The sequence below is a fragment of the Faecalibacter rhinopitheci genome, from assembly GCF_015234135.1.
In the GTDB taxonomy this organism is placed as follows: Bacteria; Bacteroidota; Bacteroidia; order Flavobacteriales; family Weeksellaceae; genus Empedobacter; species Empedobacter rhinopitheci.
Genome location: NZ_JADGIK010000002.1, coordinates 77,093 through 100,654, shown reverse-complemented (window position 1 = coordinate 100,654; position 23,562 = coordinate 77,093). Strand labels below are relative to the sequence as shown.

At 30.4% G+C, this 23,562-nt stretch carries 27 protein-coding genes; 14 read left to right on the top strand and 13 right to left on the bottom strand.

What is annotated here, in order from left to right:
• Nucleotides 1–35: 35 nt before the first annotated feature.
• From hemA to IM532_RS03175, 5 genes are all read left to right on the top strand, one after another.
• Entirely contained in the window at nucleotides 36–1,307 is a 1,272-nt protein-coding gene (gene hemA, locus IM532_RS03195) for a glutamyl-tRNA reductase (protein WP_228063641.1), read from the top strand.
• A gap of 6 nt (nucleotides 1,308–1,313) precedes the next feature.
• Nucleotides 1,314–2,237 (top strand): hydroxymethylbilane synthase, encoded by a 924-nt coding sequence (hemC, locus tag IM532_RS03190; RefSeq protein WP_194182006.1) that lies wholly within the window; start codon nucleotides 1,314–1,316, stop codon nucleotides 2,235–2,237.
• A complete protein-coding gene (locus IM532_RS03185) occupies nucleotides 2,237–2,914 on the top strand; it encodes a uroporphyrinogen-III synthase (protein WP_194182005.1) in 678 nt (225 codons plus the stop codon). Before hemC ends, IM532_RS03185 begins: the two co-directional genes overlap by 1 nt.
• Entirely contained in the window at nucleotides 2,901–3,929 is a 1,029-nt protein-coding gene (hemE, locus tag IM532_RS03180) for a uroporphyrinogen decarboxylase (RefSeq protein ID WP_194182004.1), read from the top strand. Before IM532_RS03185 ends, hemE begins: the two co-directional genes overlap by 14 nt.
• A gap of 113 nt (nucleotides 3,930–4,042) precedes the next feature.
• Complete coding sequence (locus tag IM532_RS03175) at nucleotides 4,043–4,834, top strand: superoxide dismutase (RefSeq protein ID WP_194182003.1); 792 nt, start codon at nucleotides 4,043–4,045, stop codon at nucleotides 4,832–4,834.
• Between the two features lie 144 nt (nucleotides 4,835–4,978).
• On the opposite strand, the gene rplI is transcribed toward IM532_RS03175, so the two are convergent.
• The 6 genes from rplI to rlmD form a co-directional block, all read right to left on the bottom strand.
• Nucleotides 4,979–5,617 carry a 50S ribosomal protein L9 gene (rplI, locus tag IM532_RS03170; protein WP_194182002.1) on the bottom strand — a complete coding sequence of 213 codons (639 nt, stop codon included), beginning with the start codon at nucleotides 5,615–5,617 and terminating at the stop codon, nucleotides 4,979–4,981.
• A 24-nt stretch (nucleotides 5,618–5,641) separates the two neighbouring features.
• Nucleotides 5,642–5,944 carry a 30S ribosomal protein S18 gene (rpsR, locus tag IM532_RS03165; protein WP_194182001.1) on the bottom strand — a complete coding sequence of 101 codons (303 nt, stop codon included), beginning with the start codon at nucleotides 5,942–5,944 and terminating at the stop codon, nucleotides 5,642–5,644.
• A gap of 8 nt (nucleotides 5,945–5,952) precedes the next feature.
• Nucleotides 5,953–6,300 (bottom strand): 30S ribosomal protein S6, encoded by a 348-nt coding sequence (gene rpsF / locus IM532_RS03160; RefSeq protein WP_194182000.1) that lies wholly within the window; start codon nucleotides 6,298–6,300, stop codon nucleotides 5,953–5,955.
• 374 nt (nucleotides 6,301–6,674) lie between these two features.
• On the bottom strand, nucleotides 6,675–7,355 hold the full coding sequence (locus IM532_RS03155) for a DUF6048 family protein (protein ID WP_194181999.1): 681 nt from the start codon (nucleotides 7,353–7,355) through the stop codon (nucleotides 6,675–6,677).
• Nucleotides 7,306–7,857, bottom strand: a complete 552-nt coding sequence (locus tag IM532_RS03150) for a DUF6452 family protein (protein ID WP_194181998.1) — start codon at nucleotides 7,855–7,857, stop codon at nucleotides 7,306–7,308. Before IM532_RS03150 ends, IM532_RS03155 begins: the two co-directional genes overlap by 50 nt.
• Before the next feature lie 18 nt (nucleotides 7,858–7,875).
• Entirely contained in the window at nucleotides 7,876–9,294 is a 1,419-nt protein-coding gene (rlmD, locus tag IM532_RS03145; protein WP_194181997.1) for a 23S rRNA (uracil(1939)-C(5))-methyltransferase RlmD, read from the bottom strand.
• A 157-nt stretch (nucleotides 9,295–9,451) separates the two neighbouring features.
• On the opposite strand from rlmD, the gene IM532_RS03140 reads away from it, so the two are divergent.
• From IM532_RS03140 to IM532_RS03130, 3 genes are all read left to right on the top strand, one after another.
• Entirely contained in the window at nucleotides 9,452–10,099 is a 648-nt protein-coding gene (locus tag IM532_RS03140) for a peptidase associated/transthyretin-like domain-containing protein (protein WP_194181996.1), read from the top strand.
• Between the two features lie 82 nt (nucleotides 10,100–10,181).
• Complete coding sequence (locus IM532_RS03135) at nucleotides 10,182–10,781, top strand: NAD(P)H-dependent oxidoreductase (RefSeq protein ID WP_194181995.1); 600 nt, start codon at nucleotides 10,182–10,184, stop codon at nucleotides 10,779–10,781.
• 85 nt (nucleotides 10,782–10,866) lie between these two features.
• Nucleotides 10,867–11,403: a lipocalin family protein gene (locus IM532_RS03130; protein ID WP_194181994.1), complete on the top strand. Its 537-nt coding sequence runs from the start codon at nucleotides 10,867–10,869 to the stop codon at nucleotides 11,401–11,403.
• Nucleotides 11,404–11,444: 41 nt separating this feature from the next.
• On the opposite strand, the gene IM532_RS03125 is transcribed toward IM532_RS03130, so the two are convergent.
• Nucleotides 11,445–12,101, bottom strand: a complete 657-nt coding sequence (locus IM532_RS03125; protein ID WP_194181993.1) for an SCO family protein — start codon at nucleotides 12,099–12,101, stop codon at nucleotides 11,445–11,447.
• Entirely contained in the window at nucleotides 12,094–12,405 is a 312-nt protein-coding gene (locus tag IM532_RS03120; RefSeq protein WP_194181992.1) for a YHS domain-containing protein, read from the bottom strand. Before IM532_RS03120 ends, IM532_RS03125 begins: the two co-directional genes overlap by 8 nt.
• 164 nt (nucleotides 12,406–12,569) lie before the next feature.
• Here IM532_RS03120 and ppk2 point away from each other — a divergent pair, with 164 nt between their 5' ends.
• The 5 genes from ppk2 to IM532_RS03095 all read left to right on the top strand — a co-directional run bounded on the left by ppk2 (nucleotide 12,570) and on the right by IM532_RS03095 (nucleotide 18,752).
• Nucleotides 12,570–13,403, top strand: a complete 834-nt coding sequence (ppk2, locus tag IM532_RS03115) for a polyphosphate kinase 2 (protein WP_194181991.1) — start codon at nucleotides 12,570–12,572, stop codon at nucleotides 13,401–13,403.
• Nucleotides 13,390–13,623, top strand: a complete 234-nt coding sequence (locus IM532_RS03110; RefSeq protein ID WP_194181990.1) for a putative signal transducing protein — start codon at nucleotides 13,390–13,392, stop codon at nucleotides 13,621–13,623. Before ppk2 ends, IM532_RS03110 begins: the two co-directional genes overlap by 14 nt.
• Nucleotides 13,624–13,715: 92 nt before the next feature.
• Entirely contained in the window at nucleotides 13,716–14,066 is a 351-nt protein-coding gene (gene rplS, locus IM532_RS03105) for a 50S ribosomal protein L19 (protein ID WP_194181989.1), read from the top strand.
• A gap of 153 nt (nucleotides 14,067–14,219) precedes the next feature.
• Nucleotides 14,220–17,099 carry a SusC/RagA family TonB-linked outer membrane protein gene (locus IM532_RS03100; RefSeq protein WP_194181988.1) on the top strand — a complete coding sequence of 960 codons (2,880 nt, stop codon included), beginning with the start codon at nucleotides 14,220–14,222 and terminating at the stop codon, nucleotides 17,097–17,099.
• 12 nt (nucleotides 17,100–17,111) lie between these two features.
• Nucleotides 17,112–18,752, top strand: a complete 1,641-nt coding sequence (locus IM532_RS03095) for a RagB/SusD family nutrient uptake outer membrane protein (RefSeq protein WP_194181987.1) — start codon at nucleotides 17,112–17,114, stop codon at nucleotides 18,750–18,752.
• A 78-nt stretch (nucleotides 18,753–18,830) separates the two neighbouring features.
• On the opposite strand, the gene IM532_RS03090 is transcribed toward IM532_RS03095, so the two are convergent.
• From IM532_RS03090 to rlmH, 4 genes are read right to left on the bottom strand one after another with little or no spacing between them, the layout of a single operon-like run.
• A complete protein-coding gene (locus IM532_RS03090; protein WP_194181986.1) occupies nucleotides 18,831–19,751 on the bottom strand; it encodes a ribonuclease Z in 921 nt (306 codons plus the stop codon).
• A gap of 2 nt (nucleotides 19,752–19,753) precedes the next feature.
• Nucleotides 19,754–20,329, bottom strand: coding sequence for an RdgB/HAM1 family non-canonical purine NTP pyrophosphatase (gene rdgB / locus IM532_RS03085; protein WP_194181985.1), 576 nt, complete (start codon nucleotides 20,327–20,329; stop codon nucleotides 19,754–19,756).
• Nucleotides 20,329–21,156 carry a CPBP family intramembrane glutamic endopeptidase gene (locus IM532_RS03080; RefSeq protein ID WP_194181984.1) on the bottom strand — a complete coding sequence of 276 codons (828 nt, stop codon included), beginning with the start codon at nucleotides 21,154–21,156 and terminating at the stop codon, nucleotides 20,329–20,331. Before IM532_RS03080 ends, rdgB begins: the two co-directional genes overlap by 1 nt.
• Nucleotides 21,149–21,622: a 23S rRNA (pseudouridine(1915)-N(3))-methyltransferase RlmH gene (gene rlmH / locus IM532_RS03075; RefSeq protein ID WP_194181983.1), complete on the bottom strand. Its 474-nt coding sequence runs from the start codon at nucleotides 21,620–21,622 to the stop codon at nucleotides 21,149–21,151. Before rlmH ends, IM532_RS03080 begins: the two co-directional genes overlap by 8 nt.
• A gap of 26 nt (nucleotides 21,623–21,648) precedes the next feature.
• Here rlmH and IM532_RS03070 point away from each other — a divergent pair, with 26 nt between their 5' ends.
• Nucleotides 21,649–22,644: a YihY/virulence factor BrkB family protein gene (locus IM532_RS03070; protein ID WP_194181982.1), complete on the top strand. Its 996-nt coding sequence runs from the start codon at nucleotides 21,649–21,651 to the stop codon at nucleotides 22,642–22,644.
• Here IM532_RS03070 and IM532_RS03065 read toward each other — a convergent pair.
• Nucleotides 22,641–23,489, bottom strand: coding sequence for an ion transporter (locus IM532_RS03065; protein WP_228063640.1), 849 nt, complete (start codon nucleotides 23,487–23,489; stop codon nucleotides 22,641–22,643). The genes IM532_RS03070 and IM532_RS03065 overlap by 4 nt on opposite strands.
• Between the last annotated feature and the right edge of the window lie 73 nt (nucleotides 23,490–23,562).

Here is a 23,562-nt window from a genome sequence, read left to right as displayed (position 1 = left end):
TTAAGGTATTTTATGCGCTTAATAAAAGAGTATTTTTGTATCAGTTTTTAGAGGCTATGACAATTAGAGGAAATAAAGAGGAGCAAAAATTTTACGTTATAGGAATTAGCTATGAAAAAGCTGATGCTATTATACGTGGTAAATTTACGTTTTTTCCAGAAGATGTAGAGGCATTTACAAAGGATTCACAAGCACAAGGTCTTGAGAATTTCTTTGTAGTATCCACTTGTAATCGTACAGAGTTTTATGGTTTTGCGGATAATGCAGACCAAATGATAGAACAATACTGTAAGTATACAGAAGGAAATGCAGATGAATTTCGTCAATTTATGATGGTAAAAGAAGGGCAAGATGCTATACATCATTTGTTCAGAGTTTCATCAGGTTTAGAAAGTCAAATTCTTGGGGATTTTGATATTATTGGTCAAATCAAAATTTGGTTTGCGCGTTTTAAAAGTATGGGAGCTTCTAATGCGTTCCTTGAACGTTTAGTAAATACTGCTATTCAAATTTCTAAACGTGTAAAGAATGAAACTTTTTTAAGTAATGGTTCTGCTTCAGTTGCCTATTCAGCAGTAAATTTTATTCAACAAACACAGCCAGATTTAGAGAATAAAAATATATTGTTATACGGATTAGGTAAAATTGGGCGTAATACTTGTGCCAATTTGGTAAAGCATTATCCTAATACCAATATTACTCTAATAAATCGTACAAAAGAAAAAGCAGAAGCTGTAGCTTTAAAGCACGATGATGTTAAAGTAAAAGATCATTCAGAACTTCAAGAAGAATTAAAAAATACAGATATATTAATTGTTGCAACAGGATCGTCAACACATACCATAACAGAGGAAATGATTCCTTACGATAAATCAATGACTATAATTGATATGTCGGTACCAGAAAATGTTGTACACACATTAGCATCGCGAGAGTTGATACAATTAGTAAACGTTGATGGATTATCAAAAATGGTGGATGATACAATTGCTCAGCGTCGTAATGCTGTTCCGCAAGCAGTTGCCATAATTAATGAATATTCACAAGATTTTTATGATTGGTTAGAAAACCGAGAGTTTGTACCTGCTATTCAATCTTTTAAAAGTAGATTAGAATTCTTACAACAACATGAGATGAATAAATTAAGAAAAGATAATTTAGAAGTTTCTGAAAAAGAAATTATGCTAACAAATAAATTGGTACAAAAAATTACCAATCAATTTGCTTCTTTCTTAATTGAAAATCATGATCAATCTGAAGAAACAATCGATTTAATCGAGAAAATGTTTCATTTAAAACAAGCTTAACACAAGATGAAAACGATAAAAATTGGAACTCGTCAAAGTCCTTTAGCACTTTGGCAAGCCAATAAAGTAGCTTCGTTATTAGAAGCAAAAGGATGTGCTACTGAAATTGTTCCTGTAACTTCTGAAGGTGATGATAATTTAAAACAACCTATTTATTCATTAGGATTAACAGGAGTTTTTACTAGATCTCTAGATATAGCATTATTAAATGATAAGGTTGATATTGCAGTTCATTCCTTAAAAGATGTACCTACTATTTTACCAGAAGGATTAGAGTTAATCGCTTTTCCTGAGCGAGCTAATTCTAACGACATATTGGTTTATAAATCTGAAGATATTTTTGAGAAATCACATCGTACTATTGCAACGGGATCTTTGCGCCGTAAAGCATTTTGGAATCATAAATTTCCTGATGATACTGTTGTAGATTTACGAGGAAATGTACAGTTACGTTTACAAAAATTATTAGACAATAATTGGGATGGAGCAGTATTTGCATTTGCAGGTTTAGATCGTGCTGAAATTTTACAAGAACTTCAAGAAAAAGGTCTTCATTATAAAGTTATTGACTGGATGGTTGCAGCCCCTTCACAAGGAATTTTAGGAATCGTTGCTAAAGAGGGTTTTGAATTGCCTAATTTAAATGATGAAGAATGTGAACTTTTTGCTACAGTTGAGCGTCAATTCTTAAATACATTAGAAGGAGGATGTACTGCGCCTATTGGAGCTTTAGTAGAGAAGAAAGATAAAGATTTATATACTTTTAAAGGTGCAGTTTTATCTATTGATGGTCAAGAAATGCTTACAGTAGAATCAGAATTCTTTAAAAGTGAATATTTAAATAAAGGTAAGGATTTTGCAAATGAATTAATTGCAAAAGGAGCTGCTGAAATGATAACAAAAATAAAACAAGAAATAGGACAACGTTAATGATCCAATCCGTATTATTTACAAAAGAAATTGATAAAGAATGGTTAAGAGGTCAATTAGGTAACGAAATCTTAATTGATACTAGACCTACTTTAAAATTCGAATATTCTCCTAGAGAAAATATTATTCAGCAAGTAAATGCAGATTGTAAACAATATATTATTACGAGTCAAAACTCAGTAAAAGCCATTCAAAGTTTATCTTTGGATGGTCATTTTTTTGTAGTAGGAAAAAAAACTGCTCAAAAAATAAGAGAATTAAATTTTAAGGTAGAGATTGAAACGGATTATGCAGAAGAATTGGCCTATCAAATATTGCATGGTAATTTTGATTATAATTGGAATTTTTTCTGCGGGAATACAAGGAGGAATTTATTGGTTGATGAACTTACGAAGTATAATAATAACGTAAATGAAATAATTACATACCAATCCTTTCCTATAGAATATAAAGTTGAAAATGAATATGATGCTTATGTTTTTTTTAGTCCATTATCATTTCAAACTTTTATGAAAATGAATTCGATACCAAAAAATTCAACTATTTTTACAGTGGGTAATACCACAACCTCAGAAGTAAAAACAACATATCCATCTCACAAGATAATCACTGCAACAGTACCTTTATTGGATGTTGTAGTTAACAATATAAAACATTGCATTAATGATAAAAAATGATTTGCTTTTAAAAGCATTACGAGGAGAAGAGTTAGAGCGTCCACCAGTATGGATGATGCGCCAAGCAGGTAGATATTTACCAGAATTTATCCAATTAAGAGATAAATATGATTTCTTTACACGTTGCCAAACTCCAGAATTAGCAGCAGAAATTACTGTACAGCCAATTCGTCGTTTTCCATTAGATGCAGCTATTTTATTTTCTGATATTTTAGTTGTTCCTCAAGCAATGGGAATGAATTTCGAAATGAGACCAGGTGTTGGTCCATGGTTAGAAAATCCTATCCGTACTCTTCAGGATGTTGAGAAAATTCCTGTAGTAGACGTAGAAGAAGAATTAGGATACGTATATGCAGCAATGGATTTAACAAAAAAGGAATTAAATGATAGTATTCCCTTAATCGGTTTTGCAGGTTCACCTTGGACAATTTTATGTTATGCTGTAGAGGGACAAGGATCTAAATCTTTTGATAAAGCAAAATCTTTTTGTTTTCAAAATCCGATCGCAGCTCATATGTTGTTAGAAAAGATTACACAAACTACAATAGATTATTTATTAAAGAAAGTTGAACACGGAGCTAATGTAATTCAGATTTTTGATTCTTGGGGTGGTATGTTATCACCAGCAGATTATGACGAATTCTCTTGGAAATATATAGAAAGAATTGTTGATGAGTTAGCTAAAGTAGTACCAGTTACTGTTTTTGCAAAAGGATGTTGGTTTGCCTTAGAAAAAATGGCAGACTCTAAAGCTTCTGGTTTAGGAGTTGATTGGACAATTACACCACAATTAGCGCGTCAATTTACAGGAAATAAGAAAACGTTGCAAGGAAACTTTGATCCATCTCGTTTATTATCTCCACCAGAAAAAATTCAATCAATGGTTAAAGAGATGATCGACGGTTTCGGAACAACGAAGTATATTGCAAATTTAGGTCATGGAATATTACCTAATGTACCAGTAGAAAATGCACAAGCGTTTATAGAAGCAGTTGTAAATTATAAAAAAGGATAATCTAAATATGTAGCTATTAGCTACATATTTAACAAAAAATTGATGTTTATATTTCTTTAAATCAAACTTAATTACTATATTTTAGCTATAATAAATAGTACAATAATCATCCAATGAAAAAGCACATATATTTAGCCGCAATTTTAGCTGGTTCATTCGCATTTTATTCATGTGATCCGAAGCAAAACACTACCACAGATACAAATACTGTAACTGATAGTATAGCTATAGACACGATTGCTGTAGAAGAAAAATTAGGAAGTCCAACAGATGTTAAAGCGGATCCAGGAATTTATCAAATCAAAACATTGAAGTATGGATATGATGAACTTTCACAATATGTTGATGCGAAAACGATGGAAACTCACTATTCTAAACATTATTTAGGATACATTAATAATTTAAACATCGCATTAAAAGAAGCTAATAATTCTGAAAATTCAATTGATAAATTATTGAAAAATCCAGAAGCTATGGCTAATAATGCAATTCGTAATAACGCAGGTGGATATTACAATCATATGCTTTATTTTGATATAATGTCTCCAAATCCCGTTCAGTTAGATGATAAAAGTGCATTACTAGGAAAAATTAATGAAACTTTTGGTTCTATAGATGAGCTTAAGGCACAATTAAAAGAGGCAGCTACTAAAAGATTTGGATCTGGTTGGGCTTGGTTAATTGTAAAATCTGACGGTACTTTAGCGGTTACATCTACAGCAAATCAGGACAATCCTTTAATGTCGATCGCAGAAGTGCAAGGAACACCTATTTTGGGTATTGATGTTTGGGAACATGCATACTATTTAAAATATAAGAATTTAAGAGCTGATTATATCGATGCTTTCTTTGAAGTATTAGATTGGAAAGAAGTTGAAAATAATTATAAAAAGACTTTAAAATAAAGCTATTTTAAAATTATATAATATAATACATTAAACTGATTAAGTAATTAATCAGTTTTTTTTATCTAGTTAATTATAAACATCTAATTCATAAAAAAAGCCTCGTTCATTGAACGAGGCTTTAAGTTATATAGAAAAATATAATTATTCTTCAGTAGCTGTTTCTGTAGAAACTTCTTCTTCTTTAACTTCTTTTTTCTTATCGTTTGCATAGATAGGATTATCATAGTTGAAGAAAGAACCCTCTTCAGTATTAGCTCTAGCTGCTTTTTGAGCATCTAATTTAGCCATTTCAGCTCTAGTTTTAGCTGCTTCTTCAGCTGCTTTAATAGATTCTGCATTAGGCACAACTTCAAAATCGAAATCAACTTCAACAGTTCTGTGGAAACGTACTTTAGCAGTATATTTTCCTAAACGTTTGATAGTGTTTCCTGGGATTTTGATATTTTTCTTCTCGATCTCAACACCAGCTTTAACTAAAGCTTCAGCTAAGTCGGCATTGTTAACAGAACCAAATAATTTGTCTCCGTTACCAACTTTAGCTTCTAACTTAACAACTAAGTTTTCTAACTTAGCAGATTTAGTTGTAGCGTCAGCGATTAATGAAGCCTCTTCAGCTTTACGAGTTTCTAATATTTCATTTAATTCAGCAACGTTTTTTGGAGTAGCAACAGATACTAAACCACGAGGAATTAAAAAGTTACGAGCGTATCCAGGTTTTACTGAAACAATTTCAAATTCAAAACCTAAACCATCTACATCTTGTCTTAAAATTACGTTCATGATAAATTTTATTTTAGGTTTATATTATTTTAATTGGTCACCAATAAAAGGCATTAATGCTAAGTGACGTGCTCTTTTAATAGCTTTAGAAACTTTTCTTTGGTATTTTAAAGAAGTTCCTGTGTAACGACGAGGTAAAATTTTACCTTGCTCGTTTACGAATTGTAATAAGAAATCAGCGTCTTTATAGTCAACGTATTTGATTCCGAATTTTTTGAAACGACAAAATCTTTTGTTAGATTGAGTTTCAATATCTAATGGAGATAAATAGCGGATTTCTGATTCGCTACCTCCTGCTGCTTTTTTTGCTAAATCGTCGATTGCCATAGCTTGGATTACTTGTTAGAGTTAGACTTTAATTTTGTTCTACGAGTTTCAGCCCATTCAATACCGTGTTTTTCTAATTTCACAGTTAAGAAACGGATAACACGCTCATCACGCTTGTAAGCAACCTCTAACTGAGATACTAATTCAGTATTTTCAGTTTTGAATTCTACTAAGTGGTAAAATCCATTTCTCTTATTTTGGATTGGGTAAGCTAATTTTTTTAAGCCCCAATTCTCAGTTGCAACGATTTCCGCTCCGTTTGAAGTTAATACATCGTTGAATTTTTTAACTGCTTCCTCTACCTGTGAGTCAGATAGAACGGGAGTTAAAATGAAAACAGTTTCGTAATGTGTCATTTAAACTACTTTATTATGATTAATACTTATTTTTACGAGGTGCAAATATACATAAAATTATTATATTATTTAAATTAACCATAGAATTTAAATGTTAAGAAGAACTATTCTGATAATTAACCATTTAAAAATATTTTTTAAATAAAAATAAATATAGTTTGTTTTTTATAAAAACAATATTACATTTGTCCACATAAAAGGCTAATGGCTTTTTCATAGGTTTAGGTTGGTTAAGGTAAAACTCTTACGTAAGTAAGGGTTTTCCTTTTTTATACACTTCGTAAATGGGTGTTATAAAGCTTATGATAAGTTTTATAACAAAAAAAGAGTTGAAGTATTTACTTCAACTCTTTTTTTATGATGTATATTTTGGTTTAAAATAATTGATAAGATATTCCCCAGAAAATAGGTAAATTAAAAGGTCCATTATTTCTTCCGTAACCTGGTATTACTAAAGGTGTTATATTTTCTTGTTTCTTCCCACCTAAATTGACGGATGGATGTATAGAAAAATCTGCATATAATTTTTTATATAATTCAACTCTTCCTCCAACAACTACTTCTGCCCAATAAGAGTTGACACTAGCTTTTTCTTTGCTTCCTTCCCCAACTATTTCATTAGAATAGATGTCTCGAATAGGATATGAATTTATTTTTTGATTGTAAGATGAATATACTAATCTTCCACCGACATAAAATCCATTCGCAGGATTTTGAGCTTCTTGAGTGATAAACCAATTAGCTCCAATTTTCGCAAAAATTCCGTCTACATCAACATTCCAACTTGTTTCATTGTAAATGTTTTTTTCATAACCTACCTCTACAATAGCATGCCATTTAGGCTTTATTTGATAGCTTATAAAGGCTTGTGCACCTTGTTTATCCGTAAACAATGCCTGAGCAGGTAATGCTAAATCTACTCCAATATACAAATGCCTAGGATTTTTAATAGGAGTAATTGTATCATTTACATTTTTGACAGTATCGTTCTGAGCAAATGAAAAATTAGTAAATACGAGGCTGAGAATAAATGATAAGATTAGTTGATGTTGCATTGTCTATTGTTGTATTTACAGATTCAGAATCTTTGATCCAATTATTAGTTTTAATGTCAAATTTGGTATCCTTAAAATATAATCCAAAACCACAAGCTTTCGAATTATATTTATTATCAATATCATATGTTACATACAATATATCTTCGGGAGCTGTTCTTACTACTTTTATGGTATCACCATCAGTTATAATACTTTCAGAGTAGGTAGTACCTTGTCTTAAAATATATTTGATTGCTTTCTTGTCAGTAGTTTGAATAGGTAAGTTGAAGGTAGATTTATTTAGAATATTTCCATCTCCAATCTTTAACGTATCATTAATGTAAGCTTCATAAAAAATAGTATCCTCTAATTCTGTAGTAGAATCAGAGTAACGCATTTGTACGGTGATAAATGGAGCTTCTTCTGCAAGGCAAATATCATCAGGCTCGCAACTTGTTAAAGTTGCGAGTGCTGAAAATAGTGCGATAATTACGCTATTTTTTATAAAATTACGATTCATCTATTATTTTAAATCTAATTAAATTCTTTCTAAAAGTACAATATTTTCCACATGATGTGTTTGTGGGAACATATCTACGGGCTGTACTTTGATTATTTTGTACTGTTCTTTCATTAATTCTAAATCACGTGCTTGTGTTGCTGAGTTACAAGATACATAAACAATGCGTTTAGGATTCATAAATAAAATATTTTCTACAACTTTTTTGTGCATTCCGTCACGTGGAGGATCAGTAATAATTACATCAGGAATACCATGTTGTTCAATAAACTCTTGGTTTAACACATCTTTCATATCTCCACAGTAAAAATCACAGTTTGTAATCCCATTACTTTCTGCAGCAGCTTTAGCAGCAGCAATAGCTTCTGGAACAGATTCTACACCAACTACTTTTTTAGCTTTTTTAGATACGAATTGAGCAATTGTACCTGTACCTGTGTATAAATCATATACTAATTCTTCTCCTGTTAATCCAGCAAAATCACGTGTTAATTTATATAATTCATACGCTTGCTCAGGATTAGTTTGGTAAAAAGATTTTGGACCAATTTTGAAATTTAAATCTTCCATTTGTTCCATAATATGATCATTACCAGAGAATACTTCAATATCTAAATCGTAAACAGAATCATTTTGTTTTGGATTAATAGCGTATAATAATGAAGTAATTTGAGGGAATTTATCCTTTAAGTTTTGTAAAAAGGCTTCTCTATTTTCTTTTTCTTCGCGGAAGAATTGTACAAGAACCATAACTTCACCATTTTGAGAAGTACGAATCATTAATGTACGTAATAATCCTTCTTGATTGTATAAATCAAAGAAATCTAAATTATGTTCTAAAGCAAAACGTTTTGCCTCATTACGAATAGCATTAGATGGATCTGGTTGTAAGTGACATTCTTTTACATCTAAAACCTTAGACCATGCACCTGGAATATGGAAACCAACAACATCACGATCATTAAATTCTTTACCAGAATTAATCTCTTCTAAAGTTAACCAACGTGCATTAGAAAATGTAAATTCTAATTTATTTCTATAATTATATTGTTTTTCAGAACCTACGATGTAATCAATTTCAGCATCTAAATCTTTAAATCCTCCTATGCGAACAATGTTATTTACAACTTCTTCATGTTTGAATTTTAATTGAGCATCATAACTCATATCTTGCCATTTACAACCTCCGCAAACACCAAAGTGTTCACATTTTGGACCTACGCGAAATGGAGATTCTTTATGGAAAGCTACAACTTGTCCTTGTAGATAGCTACTTTTCTTTTTTAATACGTGTACATCTACAACATCACCAGGAATTGCTCCTTTGATTAAAACTGTTTTACCTTCTTCTGTTTTACCAACGGATACACCTTTTGCACCAGCACGTAAAACCTCAATATTATTTAAAATGATTTTTTGTTTCTCTTTTCTTGACATTTTGCAAAGATAATGATGTAATTCAAATTTTGAATCATTAAAAAAGTAGAATGAATTTATATTACAAAATCCTATATAATAATATGTTAAATATTTTAAAATCAGTAAAATAAATAGTATAAATCATTAAATTAGTAATACCTTAATTTTTAGACTTATGAAAAAAATATTACTACTTATCTTCTTATTTGGCTTTAGTTATTGGATGAATGCACAATATATTGAGCCTGAGAAATCAGTGAAAGAAGCTGAAAAAAAGAAACAATCAGAAATAATTACTCTACCTAAAAGTAAATTTGATTCTGTTGTGGCTAAAAATATGTTGGCCATTGGAAAAAGTAAAATTACAGGAGTAGCTTTTACAAGAGCAAGAGAGAGTAAAAATTTTAACATGAAAACAGGAAATAAAGTAAATGCAAATCAAATGAAAATAACTTTATATCCTGTTACACCTTATTTTCAAGAATTTTATAAACTGTATAAAGATAAAACAAAGCACAATCCCAAAAAAAATATGTTTGTAGAAATGGAACGAGATGCTTATAGATATAGGCTTGAAGCTATTACTAATAGTGATGGAGAATTTACTTTTCCGGATATGAAACCAGGAAAATATTACATGTTTGGAGTGTTAGATTATGTAACAACATACAACAGTCATCAATACACCGGAAGTGGATACGATGGATATGGGAGAATAGATTATTATTCACCTTATTCTTATCAAAAAAATGATAGTGAGTTGTTAGAATTATTTGTAGAAATAAAGCAAGATGGAGAAATTCTAAAAGTGAAACTTAAATAATAGTTTTTTCTAATAGTACATTCAATTAATAGAATCAGATTATAAAAGTAGACGCCTTAAATTTGTTCTTTTAAATAAAAGAATGAAAAATATATTTATAATAAATGGTGCTCAAAAATTTGCCCATTCAGGTGGGAAGTTTAATGAATCACTAACCAATTGGACAAAAGAAGTAATAACTGAATTAGGTTTTAATATAAGATTTACTGATATAAACGACGAATTTGATACTACGCAAGAAGTTGAAAATTATAAGTGGGCGGATATTATTATTTATCATACGCCAATATGGTGGTTTCAAGTTCCAAATCGTTTAAAATTATACATTGATGAAGTTTTTACTGTAGGACATAACAATGGAATGTACGCAAGTGACGGGAGATCGCGAGTAAATCCTTCTATTAATTATGGAACTGGGGGGTTAATGCATGGAAAAAAATATTTGGTTACTTCTACATGGAATGCACCAGAAGAAGCATTTACATTAGAAGGAGAATTTTTTAATCAAACTTCAGTTGATGAGGGAGTTTTATTTGGATTTCACCGTATGAATGATTTCTTAGGTTTAACAAAATTAGAGGGAATGCACTTTTATGATTTAGAGAAAAATGGCTCTTTAGAACGTGTAGAAAATTACAAAAAGCTTTATAAAGCACATTTGACGCATCAATTATCACATTAATAATTTTTAAAACCTCTAATCTTAATTAGAGGTTTTTTTATTAAAGGAATAATAATTGCTTATTTTAAACTAAAACCTATTTATTATGAAAAAAACTAAAATATTAGTTCTTGGTCTTTTGGCTGTAGGAGCTGTTTGTATTATGAATTCGTGCAGTGTAAAAGTTCCTAATGACATTAATGTTGTAAAGAATTTTGATATAAAATCTTACGCAGGACAATGGTATGAAATCGCTCGTTTCGACTTTAAACATGAAAAAGATTTAAAAAATGTTACGGCAACTTATACTTTAAATGATGATGGTTCTATTAAAGTAGTAAATAAAGGATATAACTATGTGAAAAATGAATGGGAACAGTCTGAAGGTAAAGCTAAATTTAATGGAAATGAAAGTGAAGCTGCTTTAAAAGTTTCATTCTTTGGGCCTTTCTATGGAGGATATAACGTTGTTGCAATGGAACCAGATTATGAAAATGTTCTAGTCTTTGGAGAAAATAAAGATTACATATGGATTCTTTCTCGTAATAAAACTATTCCTCAAAATGTAAAAGATAAATTTGTAGCGAAAGCTAATGAAGCAGGTTATGATCTAAATAGATTAATTTGGACTGAACAAGACTAAATAAAATAAAAAAAGACACTTAAAATTTTAAGTGTCTTTTTTTATTCATTTAAAAGTTTCTGTATATCCTCAATAGCCATTTCTACATCTGGATGAAAAGTACCATTCAAAGAAGGTTTAGTTCCTGCGGAATCTGTATAATTTAAACCAGAATAATATAATTTAGGAATTCCATGCCCATTTACACGAGAGCGTATTCTTCCTTCTTTATCAACTAATGCAAATTGGCCACTATGATCTAAGCTTTTTCCTTCATCTTTTGCATCGCCAATATAAATGTTAAACTTTTCACTAATCGATTGGATGTAATCTCTGTCTTCAGTTAACATATACCAATTAGGCGATTTAGCTTGTATTTGTTTATAATGACTTAATAATCTTTCAGGAGTATCTCTTTTAGGATCAATAGTTATAGAAATAATTCCAAATTTTGGGTTATTGATTTTATCTTCTATTAACCGAAGATTTTGTTTCATTACCGGGCAAATTGTAGGACAACTTGTGAAAAAAAACTCAACTAAATATACTTTTCCTAGCATATCACGATTAGAAATTTTTTCATTGTACTGATTGGTCATTTCAAACTCAGGAACGGCCATTACTTTAATTAAATCATTTCCAGATTTAGATTTATTCCAATAAAAAAATCCAATAACAAGAGCTACAATCGTAATAACTCCAATCAATTGTTTATTCATGTATATGTTTTTCAGGATTTTTCAAAAATTCTTCCTTACACATCGTATTACAAAAACCATATGTTTTACCTTGGTAATTTGCTGTGTCCTTTAAGTGTTCGGCAGTTGTCATTCCACAAATAGGATCTAATTCATTTACAACTTCTACATCTAAGGTTCTACCTGCGGGCATAGCATTTGTTTCAGTCGTGGTATGATTAACTTCCACATCAAATTCTTGTTCTGTTTCTTTTGACTTTGATGTACAAGAAGTAACAAAAAATAAAGATAATGCTGTAACAGTAAATAATTGAACTGATTTCATGGATATAACGATTTAATATTTATACAAAATTAGAAGCTATTTTCTCATTAAAAAATGATTAAGTGCATCTAATTAACAATCATTTATAAAAAAGCTTCTTTAAAGTTAAATCATTTTAAGTTAGAAAGTTTTAAATTAGAAAGAAATTTAAACTACTTGGAAGTATGAGCGAATTTGATTTAAATGATTTAGAAAAAATAAGTAATAAACAAGAGATTATAGATTTTTTAGTAGATCATGATATTATAAAAGAAAAAAAATTTAGAAAGCAACTCGCTTATGAAAAAGAAATTGCCTATTTACAATTAGAACTAGTACGTTTACAATCGTATATTATAGATCAAAAGAAGAGGGTATTAATTATTTTTGAAGGTAGAGACGCGGCAGGAAAAGGAGGAACAATTTCTAGAATTGTACAAAATCTAAATCCTAAAAAATACAAAGTTATATCATTACCAAAACCCAATGATAGTGAAAATGGGCAATGGTATTTTCAAAGATATTTAAAACATTTACCTAATGAAGGTGAAATCGTTTTTTTTGATCGTAGTTGGTATAATAGAGCAGTCGTAGAACCTGTTTTTGGATTTTGTACCGACGAAGAATATCATAAATTTTTACATCAAGTAAATGATGTGGAAAAGTTATTGAAAGAAGATGGAATAGAGATCATAAAAATTTATTTATCAATTTCTAAACAAGAACAAGCAGAACGTTTAGCCGAAAGGAAAAATGATTCATTGAAGCAATGGAAGTTAGGAATTTTAGATCAGCAAGCTCAGGAAAAATGGAATATGTATACCAAGTATATAAATCATTTATTTTTAGAAACTTCACCTAAGTTAAATCCTTGGTTTGAAGTAAAAACTGATGATAAAAAAGAAGCTCGCTTAGCAGCTATGAAACTTATACTTTCAAATATCAATGGATTTGATTCGAATAATAGTCTTGCTGAAAATCAATCTATAATAAAACATGTTAAGAATGGGAACATTTAAAATATTAGCCAAATTTAATACAGTAATTGAAGCTGAAATTGTGCAATTATTGTTAGAATCGGAAGGAATTAGAAGTGATGTTCTAGATTCAAATCTTTCATATACAATTGGACCAACTTTTTCTCAAGGTATTAGATTACAGGTTAGAGCAGAAGATTATGAGTTAGCAGTAAAAGTTTATGAAAATAGCTTAGATAATTCATCGAATGATTTTGTTTAATTAATAAAATTAATTAATTTTGCACCCATATTGACTAACCTCTGGCGAAAGACGTGTATGTTGCTCAATTATAATAAATTTGAATTTTTACAATGCAAGATTTAGTAAAATACGTACAAGAAAAATACGTAGCAAAAAAAGAGTACCCAGCTTTCGCAGCAGGTGATACTATTACAGTTTATCAAGAAATTACAGAGGGTGGTAAAACTCGTGTTCAGTTCTTCAAAGGTGTAGTTATCCAAAGAAGAGGTCAAGGAACAACTGAGACTTTTACAATTCGTAAAATGTCTGGTGATGTAGGTGTAGAGCGTATCTTCCCAACTAACATGCCAGCTATCCAAAAAATTGAAGTTAATAAAAGAGGTAAAGTTCGTAGAGCTCGTATCTTCTACTTCAGAGCATTACGTGGTAAAAAAGCTCGTATCAAAGACGCTTCTTACTAAAAAGTTCTTTTTTAAGAAAAATAAAAAAATCCGTTCGTTTAACGAACGGATTTTTTTTGCATTCAACTGTTATTTTTTTTATTACTTTAGTGAAATATTAACACTATTTAACAAATGAAAAGGAAATATTTGAAGATTTTCAGTCTTTTTTTTATGCTAGGATCTATTTCTTATGCACAGACTACTGGAATCTTAAAAGACTCAGATGGTTTACCAGAGAGTGATGTTGAAGTAAAACTAAAAGGTACAGATAAGGTAGTCTATACAGACTTGGATGGAAATTTTGAAATCGATGCAAAAGTTGGTGACATCTTAATCATTAAAGGAAAAGAAATTACTGTATCTTCATCTTTACTAGGTGATTTGTCATCTTATTTTACAAATCCAGATAATGATACAGTAGATTTAGAAACTGCTGTAGTTACTGGATATTCTACCCAAAGAAAAGAAGAAATTACGGCTTCTGTAGGTACAGTTAGTGCGAAGGATTTGGTAGATTCTAAATCACCTAACATAACAAATTTATTACAGGGAAAAGTAGCCGGAGTAAATATTATTTCGGGATCAGGACGTCCTGGTTCTACAGCAACAATGCGAGTAAGAGGGCGTACAAGTATTAGCGCAGATACAGGTGCATTATGGGTTGTTGATGGTGTTATTTTTCATGGTACACCAACTATAAATCCTAGTGATGTAGAAACAGTATCTATATTGAAAGATGCAGCTGCAACATCACAATATGGTTCTCGTGGTGCAAATGGTGTGGTAATCGTTACAACAAAAAGAGGCCGTGGAAAAGGATTAACAGTAAATGTGGATTATTCATCTAGTTGGAATAAATTCAATAACGGAAATTTCGAGGTTATGAATGGAAAACAATTGTATGATAATTTCCAAATTATGCAAGGTGCACCTACTTTACCTACCGAATTAGAAAATACAAATTTCGATTGGTTAAAAAATGGTACTAAAATAGGAATAGTCCAAGACGCAAATGTTTCCATTTCATCTAATAGTGATAAGACAAATTTATATGCAACTATTAATTATTTTAATGAGGAAGGAACTGTAAAAGGGTATGATTATGAGCGATTAACAACTCGTTTAAATATTGATCATAAATTAACCGAAAAATTTATATTCAAACCAAAACTAAACGCATCCTATATTACCACAGAAAATAGGGAGCATTCGCTGTACGGAATGTATATGAATATGCCTTGGGATAATCCTTTCTTATCAAATGGCAGGCCTGTAAATCCGCGTGAAGATGAAGCAAATGGGAATATATCTAGATGGTACGGACGTGATTATTCTAACTATTATTATGATTTACAGACTAATTATGGAACGTCTGAAATTTTTGATATTCAAGCAAATCTAGATTTTCAATGGAAAATTTCAAATGCTTTTACTTTTGAATCTACCAATAACGTACAGTATTACAATAATACATCAATGTCGTATACAGATCCTAAATCAATTTCTGGATCTTCGTACGATGGACAAGTTTATCAATTTTCAGATAAAAGAATTGTAAGGTTATTTAACCAAATGATACGTTTTAATAAGAAAGTAGACTTACATTCATTTAATGCCTATGTAGCTTATGAATATTCAGACTACGATTACAAAAGTTTAAATGGAACAAAACAAGGAATAACTCCAGGTTCTGAAATTTTAGATAATGGAGCAAATCCATTTGCGGTTGGAGGAACAAGAAATGATTATGCATTCCAGGCTGGTTTAGCTCAATTTAATTATGGATTTGATGGCCGTTTTTATGCACAGGCTTCTTACCGTTTGGATGGATCTTCTCGTTTTGGAAAAAACAATAGATATGCACATTTTTATGCATTCTCGGGAGGTTGGAATATTAATAATGAAGCCTTCTTAAAAGATTCTGAATCAATCACGAATTTAAAATTAAGAGCTTCTTATGGAGTTGTTGGTAATGCGGGTACAAATTATTATATGCAATATGGTTTATATAATTTGAATGGTCAATACAATGGTCAACCAGCATTGGTACAAGGGCAATATGCCAATCCTGACGTTACGTGGGAAACTACAAAAGATGCAAACATTGGATTGGAAATTGGATTATATGATCGCTTCAATTTTACAGTAGATGTATACAATAAGAACACAGATAAGTTGTTACATTTTGTCCGTTTTCCAGATACTTCAGGATGGACAGGGTACATGGATAACATAGGGAAAGTAAATAATAAAGGGATAGAATTCTCTGTAAATGCGAGTATTTTTAGACCAACTTCAGAATTCCAATGGAATGTAGGTTTTAATATTGCTACGAATAAGAATGAAGTAAAAGAATTATATAATAATCAGGCAATTAATGATGGATTACAACGCAGAGAAGTTGGTCGTGACATTAATTCTTGGTACATGAGAAAATGGGCTGGAGTAGATGCTGAAACGGGAAATCCGTTGTGGGAAAGGATAGATCCTACTACTGGCGAAGTAACGAATGTAACCAACTGGAACAATGCAACTTTACAATTTGTAGGAAAAACTTCTCCAGATTATTTTGGAGGTTTTAATACTAATTTCTCTTACAAAGGTTTCGTTTTATCAGCAGATTTTGTTTATTCTAAAGGAGGTTTAGCCTATAATGCAGGCCGCGAATTATTTGATTCGGATGGTGCGTATCCATACTATAATCAGATGCAATTACAAGAAGGTTGGTCTAGATGGACACCAGAAAACACAAATGCTACACATCCCAAACTAATATTTAATAACACTTCTTTGTCTAATAAACAATCGAGTAGATACTTAGAAGATGCGTCTTTCTTAAGAATGAGAAATGTGCGTTTAGGATACAATTTCAAAGAGAATATAGTTTCTAAATTAGGGGTTAAATCTTTAGGAATTTATATTTCTGGAGACAACCTATGGACATCAACAGATTATTCTGGTGCAGATATAGAAGCTGTAATATCTGGTGATACAACATCTAATTATCCTAATCCTAAACGTTTTACATTAGGTGTAAATCTAACTTTTTAAACTTTTTTTGAAATGAAGAAATCAATATATTTATTGGCCTCAATCGCATTAATGAGCTTAACATCTTGTGATTTAGATTATGAACCATATAGCAGTTTGCCAGAAGGACAAGTGGATTTGATCCCTGGATCTGCAGAAAATATTACAGCAGGTAATTATAGTCAATTAAAAAATTGGGTAGAAAACTGGCATCGATTAACAGAATATCCTGGGGACAATGTTGCATTAAGTGGTACTACAACGGATAACTTAATGTATAATTATAATTACAAAAGAATTACAAATAACTCTCGTGTAAATAATTACTGGTCATATTCATATAAAATAATTGCTGGTGCAAATACTGTATTAGCACGTGTATCTGAAGGTGATCAAGGAATGAATGACCAGTTAATTGCTGAAAATTTATATATCCGAAGCTTAATATATTTTTACCTTACAAATGTTTTTGGAAAACCATATAACCAAAGCCCATTAACTAATTTAGCAGTTCCATTAAAATTGAATGATGATCCAAATGAAAATTTACCGCGTAATACAGTAAAAGAAGTATATGATCAAATTTTAAGTGATTTACTAAAAGCTGAAACATTATTTAATAATGATTCAAGAAGTAAGATTTATGCTTCCAAAGCGGCTACACAAGCATTATTAGCTCGTGTATATCTTTATATGGGAGAGAATCAGAAAGCGATAGAATATTCAAATAAAGTTATAGAATCTGGTCAGTTTTCTTTAATTACAAGAGATAAATACAAGGATTTTGCAATCAACGCTCCTGAAAATAATCCTGAAAATATATTCTCTATAAAGTTTTTAAAAGATACAGATTATCCAGATAATGGATGGTATACCATAGGGTCTATGTATGCCTCTATTGATGGTGCGGGATGGGGAGAAATGTATGCCTCAAGAAAATATTTAGAATTGGTTAGAAAATATCCGGAGGACGTAAGATATTCTTTGATTAAGCCTGTTGTAACAAATGCATCAGAATTACACGCTTATTATGTAACTGACACTTACAAATATGAAAGTGTAATTGTTACAAAATCTGATGATGACTATAATTATATAGAGAATGGAATGGCTAAATCTTTAATCAAAAGATCAAATGGGGCAGGTAATTTTCAATATTTTATTAATATCGAAGGGAAAGAAAGAACTGTTTTAATCGACAATAAATTAGATAACCGTAATGGATATTTAAAATATTATATCCTAAAATGTTCAGGTCAAGAAGGTCAAGCTCAATTATGGTCTCCAATAATTTCTCGTTTAAGTGAAATGTATTTAATACGTGCAGAAGCATATGCGAAAACAGGCAACAATACGGCAGCTCTTAATGACGTTAATGTCTTAAGAACTCGCGCAGGTATTCCTACTGCTGGATTATGGTCAACGACTAATCTAAATGGTATGTCTGTATTAGATATTGTAATGCAAGAACGTCAACTAGAATTAGCTTGGGAAGGTCATCGTAAATTTGATGTATTTAGAAATGGCTTTACAATGGAACGTCAATATCCAGGTACACATTTATCTGGTACAGATCCTTATTATACTGTATCGCCAACAGATAATCACATTGTAGAATATATTCCAGAACAACAAATTATTTTATCAAATGGGGTGTTAGTTCAGAATCCATAATATATAAAATAGCTTATAAATTAAATAATAAAACCCGATCAATTAGATCGGGTTTTTATTTAAATTTAATCAGATAAATTATTCTTTAATTTTTATTGTACCAATTAATCTTGGTAAAACAGTATTTTCAAACTCTAATTTAGCTTCATTTAATAAAACACTATAATCGTGATATCGATTAGAAAAATGTCCTAAAACTAATTTTTTTACACCTGCTTCTCGTGCAATAATTCCTGCTTCTTTTGCAGTAGAATGGCCTGTATATGTAGCTAACTCTTTTGCTTCATGTAAAAATGTACTTTCATGATATAATAAATCTACACCTTTTATTAATGGGATAATATCTGGCTTATATCTAGTATCTGAGCAATATGCGTAGCTTAAGGCACGCGGTCCCTCAACAGTTAAATCTTCATTATCTATAATAGTACCATCTTCCATCACATAATCTTTACCATTTTTAAGATTCTGATAATCACAAATGTCAATTTCACCATATTGTTGGATAGCATCCATGTTTAATTTCCGAAGCTTTTTCTTTTCCTTAAAAAGATATCCATTGGTGTATACACGATGATTTAATGGAATTGAGAAGACTTCTACCTTATCATCTTCAAAGACTAATACTGATTTTTTAGATGATAATTCATTAAACACAATATCATAGGTACACTTAGATTCCGTTAATTTTAACTGAATCATGATGAATTCTTCAATGCCTTTAGGTCCATGAATATATAGAGGTGTATCTCGACCCAAAAGTTGTAAAGTAGAAATTAAACCAATTAAACCAAAAACATGATCTCCATGCAAATGAGAGATAAATATGTGGTTTATACGGTTAAATTTTGCTTTGGCTTTCCGTAGTTGTACCTGTGTTCCCTCTCCACAATCTATTAAAAAATATCTTTCAGCAATATTTAATAATTGTGCAGTGGGATGGGTAAATGCTGTTGGTACAGCAGAATTAAAGCCTAATATTGTTAATTCTAAACTCAATTTTAATTTGTTTTAGATAAGAATTTGTTTAATTGTTCTACAGCGCGTCCACGATGACTCATACTATTTTTTTCTTCGGCCGACATTTCTGCAAAAGATTGTGTGTAATTTTCTGGAATAAAAATGGGATCATAGCCAAAACCATCTGCTCCCATAATACTTTTAGAGATTGTACCATTTATACGACCTTCAAAAAAGTACTCTTTACCATCTAAAATTAAACAGAAAACAGCAATAAAGTAAGCATTTCTATTTTCTATATCTTTTAATTCTTCTAGAACTTTAGCAATGTTATCTTCAGATTTTCCGGTTCCTGCATAACGAGCTGAATAAACACCTGGCGCACCTTCAAGACCTTCAATTACTAAACCAGAATCATCTGCAAAGACATTTACTCCAGTTTTTTTATAAATAGTTTGCGCTTTTATTCTTGCATTTTCTATAAAAGTGTCTCCTGTCTCCTCAATTTCATCATTAAAATTAATTTCAGTTAAAGATTTAAATTGAATGTATTGAGGAAGCATTTGTTTTACTTCTTCTAATTTATGTTGATTATGCGTTGCGAAAATTAATTCCATTATATAATTATTTTTTTTTGTGTTATTCGGTATAAAATAAATCCGATAACGAGTCCTAAAATTCCAAAAATAAGCATGCTTATAGAATCAGATGTATCAAAAACAGATTCCTCCATACTACCTTCTTGCAACATAAGATAGTAGGATAAACAATTATTAATAGCATGTAATAAGACGGGTATTACTAATGATTTTGTTCTGTAATAAGTAAAAGCGAATATCATTCCTAAGATACCAGCTCCTATAAACTGCCAAGGATTCATATGAGCCATCCCGAAAAGAAATCCACTTACAACTATTGCCAATGCAGGATGAATTTTATGCTGAAGTAATCCCTTAAAGATTATTCCTCTAAAAAGTACTTCCTCAAATATTGGCGCAAAAATACATACTGTAATAAAACCTGCAATCTTATAATCTAAAAGCATGGTAAAATTAGTGGAAAACATTTTATATAAATCACTAAAGATTCCATCCGTTGGTATCAGCGTTGTAAAATATTCGGTAAGTGGTAAAAGTCCTAGCCAAATGAAAAAAGATAACACTATTTCTGTTAAAGAGATTTTAGTTTTAAAATCTTTTATGATAGAAATTGAGTTAGTTTTTAACATGCCTAATAATAAGCCAATTGCGGCACATATTCCTAAAAGAAAACTAAGTGGGAGTAATACATGGGTAAGAATGGGATATGCCAAGGTAGGGATGGTTATGATGCCACCTACTATTTGCATGGTAAATACAGCAAGTACACAATAAAAAACTGCTCTTCCTACACCGAAAGAAATCTTTTCGTTAGATTTTACTTCAAAATGGTCAAAATTATTCATGGTGATAAGGTTTACCCTGCAATATACTAAATCCGCGATATATTTGTTCAGTTAAAAATAATCGAACCATTTGATGCGTGAAAGTCATGTTTGATAATGACATTTTTTTATTTCCTCTATTATATACCGGTTCATCAAAACCATAAGGACCACCAATTACAAATACTAAATTTTTTACGGATTGATTCATGTAATTTTGTATATCCTGTGCAAATTGGATAGACGTAGGTTGTTTTCCTTTTTCATCTAGTATGATCACGAAATCAGTATTTTGTATCTTCGCTAAAATCTGTTCACCTTCTTTTTGTTTTTGTTGGAGTTCAGAAAGATTTTTTCTATTTTTTAAATCTGGAATTTCGATTCTTTGGTAATTGATATGAGAAGGTAATCGTCCCTCATATTTTTGTAATAACATTTCGATTGCCTTTTCGTCTGTCTTTCCTATGCAGATTGTTGTTATATTCATCGTGAAATAATTCTAAGTACAAAAATATGAGCATTATTCAGACTTTTAAAACTTATTCGGGGTATCGTTCAATAAATAATTGGACAAGAACTACTTTTATTAATCCACAAGCTAAAATTACAGTTCACGATTTTTTAAAAGTATTTTGGATCAGGGTAATGAAAGGAAACTTTCCTTTACGCTCAGCAGCAGTATCTTGGATTATATTTTTCAGTATGTTTCCTTTTCTGTTATTTTTATTTAGTGTATTGCCTAAATTACCTTACTATTTAGAAATAAAAAACTTATTATTTACGCAATTTTTACCCCAATTATTGCCCGAACAATTAAGTAAAGAAGTTATAGGATATATTGATAATACAACAACTTCTCAGGGAAATAAGAAGGTAGATTGGTATCTTATTTTAGTTACAATATTTATGTCCTCTAATGCTATACAAGGTATAATAAACTCATTTAATGTTTCGTATCAAAGCGTATATGTTAAAAGAAAAGAATTTAGATCTCGAATTATATCGATTGTACTAACGCTATTTTTTACAGCTTTTATTATTCTACAAGTTTTTATCAGTTATTACACTTCTATGATTTGGAAGTATTTAACGAATGTAAGATTTCTAAGTATACTAGGCGAATTTTCTCACTTCGTTAATTATCTTTCTATTTTTGGGTTTTATTTTATTTCTATGTGTATGCTATATACTTTTGGACCAAATCATAAAAAATCTAAAAGCACAGTAATCCCAGGAGCAATACTTACATCATTACTTTTTACACTTACAGTTATTGGGTTTAATTTATATTTAAAGAAATTTACCAATATAGATTTATTATATGGTTCTCTAGGACTTGTAATGATAATGATGATTTTTGTGTATATCAACGTTATTCTAATGTTAGTAGGATATGAACTAAATATGTCTATAGCTTATGCAAAAAATTATGATCAGGTTAACTCAATCTCAAGAACATTGAATATTATTAAATTAAAGAATGAAGGGAATAATAAAAACAACTCTTAATAATATCTTGGGTTTAATTCGTTTCCACACGTTTTACAATATTTAGATCCATCTAAATGGTAATCATCTCCACAGTTGGGGCAAACCTCTGTATTATGTGGAATTTGTTCTTTTGAATTAGAAGCTTTATTAATTTCCATAGAAACAATTCCGGTAGGTACTGCAATAATTCCATATCCTATAACCATTACAACAGAAGCTAAGAATTGGCCAAATCCTGTTACAGGAGCTACGTCGCCATAGCCTACTGTAGTTAGAGTAACAACTGCCCAATAAATACTAATTGGTATACTTGTAAAACCTGATTCAGGATGATTACGTTCAATCATATACATTACTGATCCTATGACAACTACAATTAATATTATAAAAGATAAAAAAACTACGATTTTATCTCTACTTTCTTTTAAACCTAAGACCAAAACATTTTTACCGTGTGTAAAACGGGTTAATCCAAATATTCTAAAAACTCTAAGAAGCCTTAAAATCCTGATGTTTGCTAAGAATTTTCCCGCAGGAAAAACTAAAGCAATATAAAAGGGTAAAATGGAAAGTAAATCTATAATCCCATAAAAGCTAAAAATATATCTTATAGGATTTTTTACAGAAATGATTCTAAGAATGTATTCGATAGTAAATAGAATAGTTAAAATCCATTCTAACGTGATAAGAATTGTATGATATCTAGCATTAATGGTTGGGACCGACTCTAAGACCACTAATCCTACACTAATCAAAATTAGAAATAGTAAACAAATATCAAATAATTTTCCTTTTGGCGTATTGGCCTCAAAAATAGTATCAAAAATTCGCTGTTTATAATGCTCCTTTTGATTTTGATTCATTTTTAAAAGTGAAAACAGCTTATTTAACATTGTTTAGGATTTAGTTTTGAGCTAAATTAGAAAAAAAATAGAT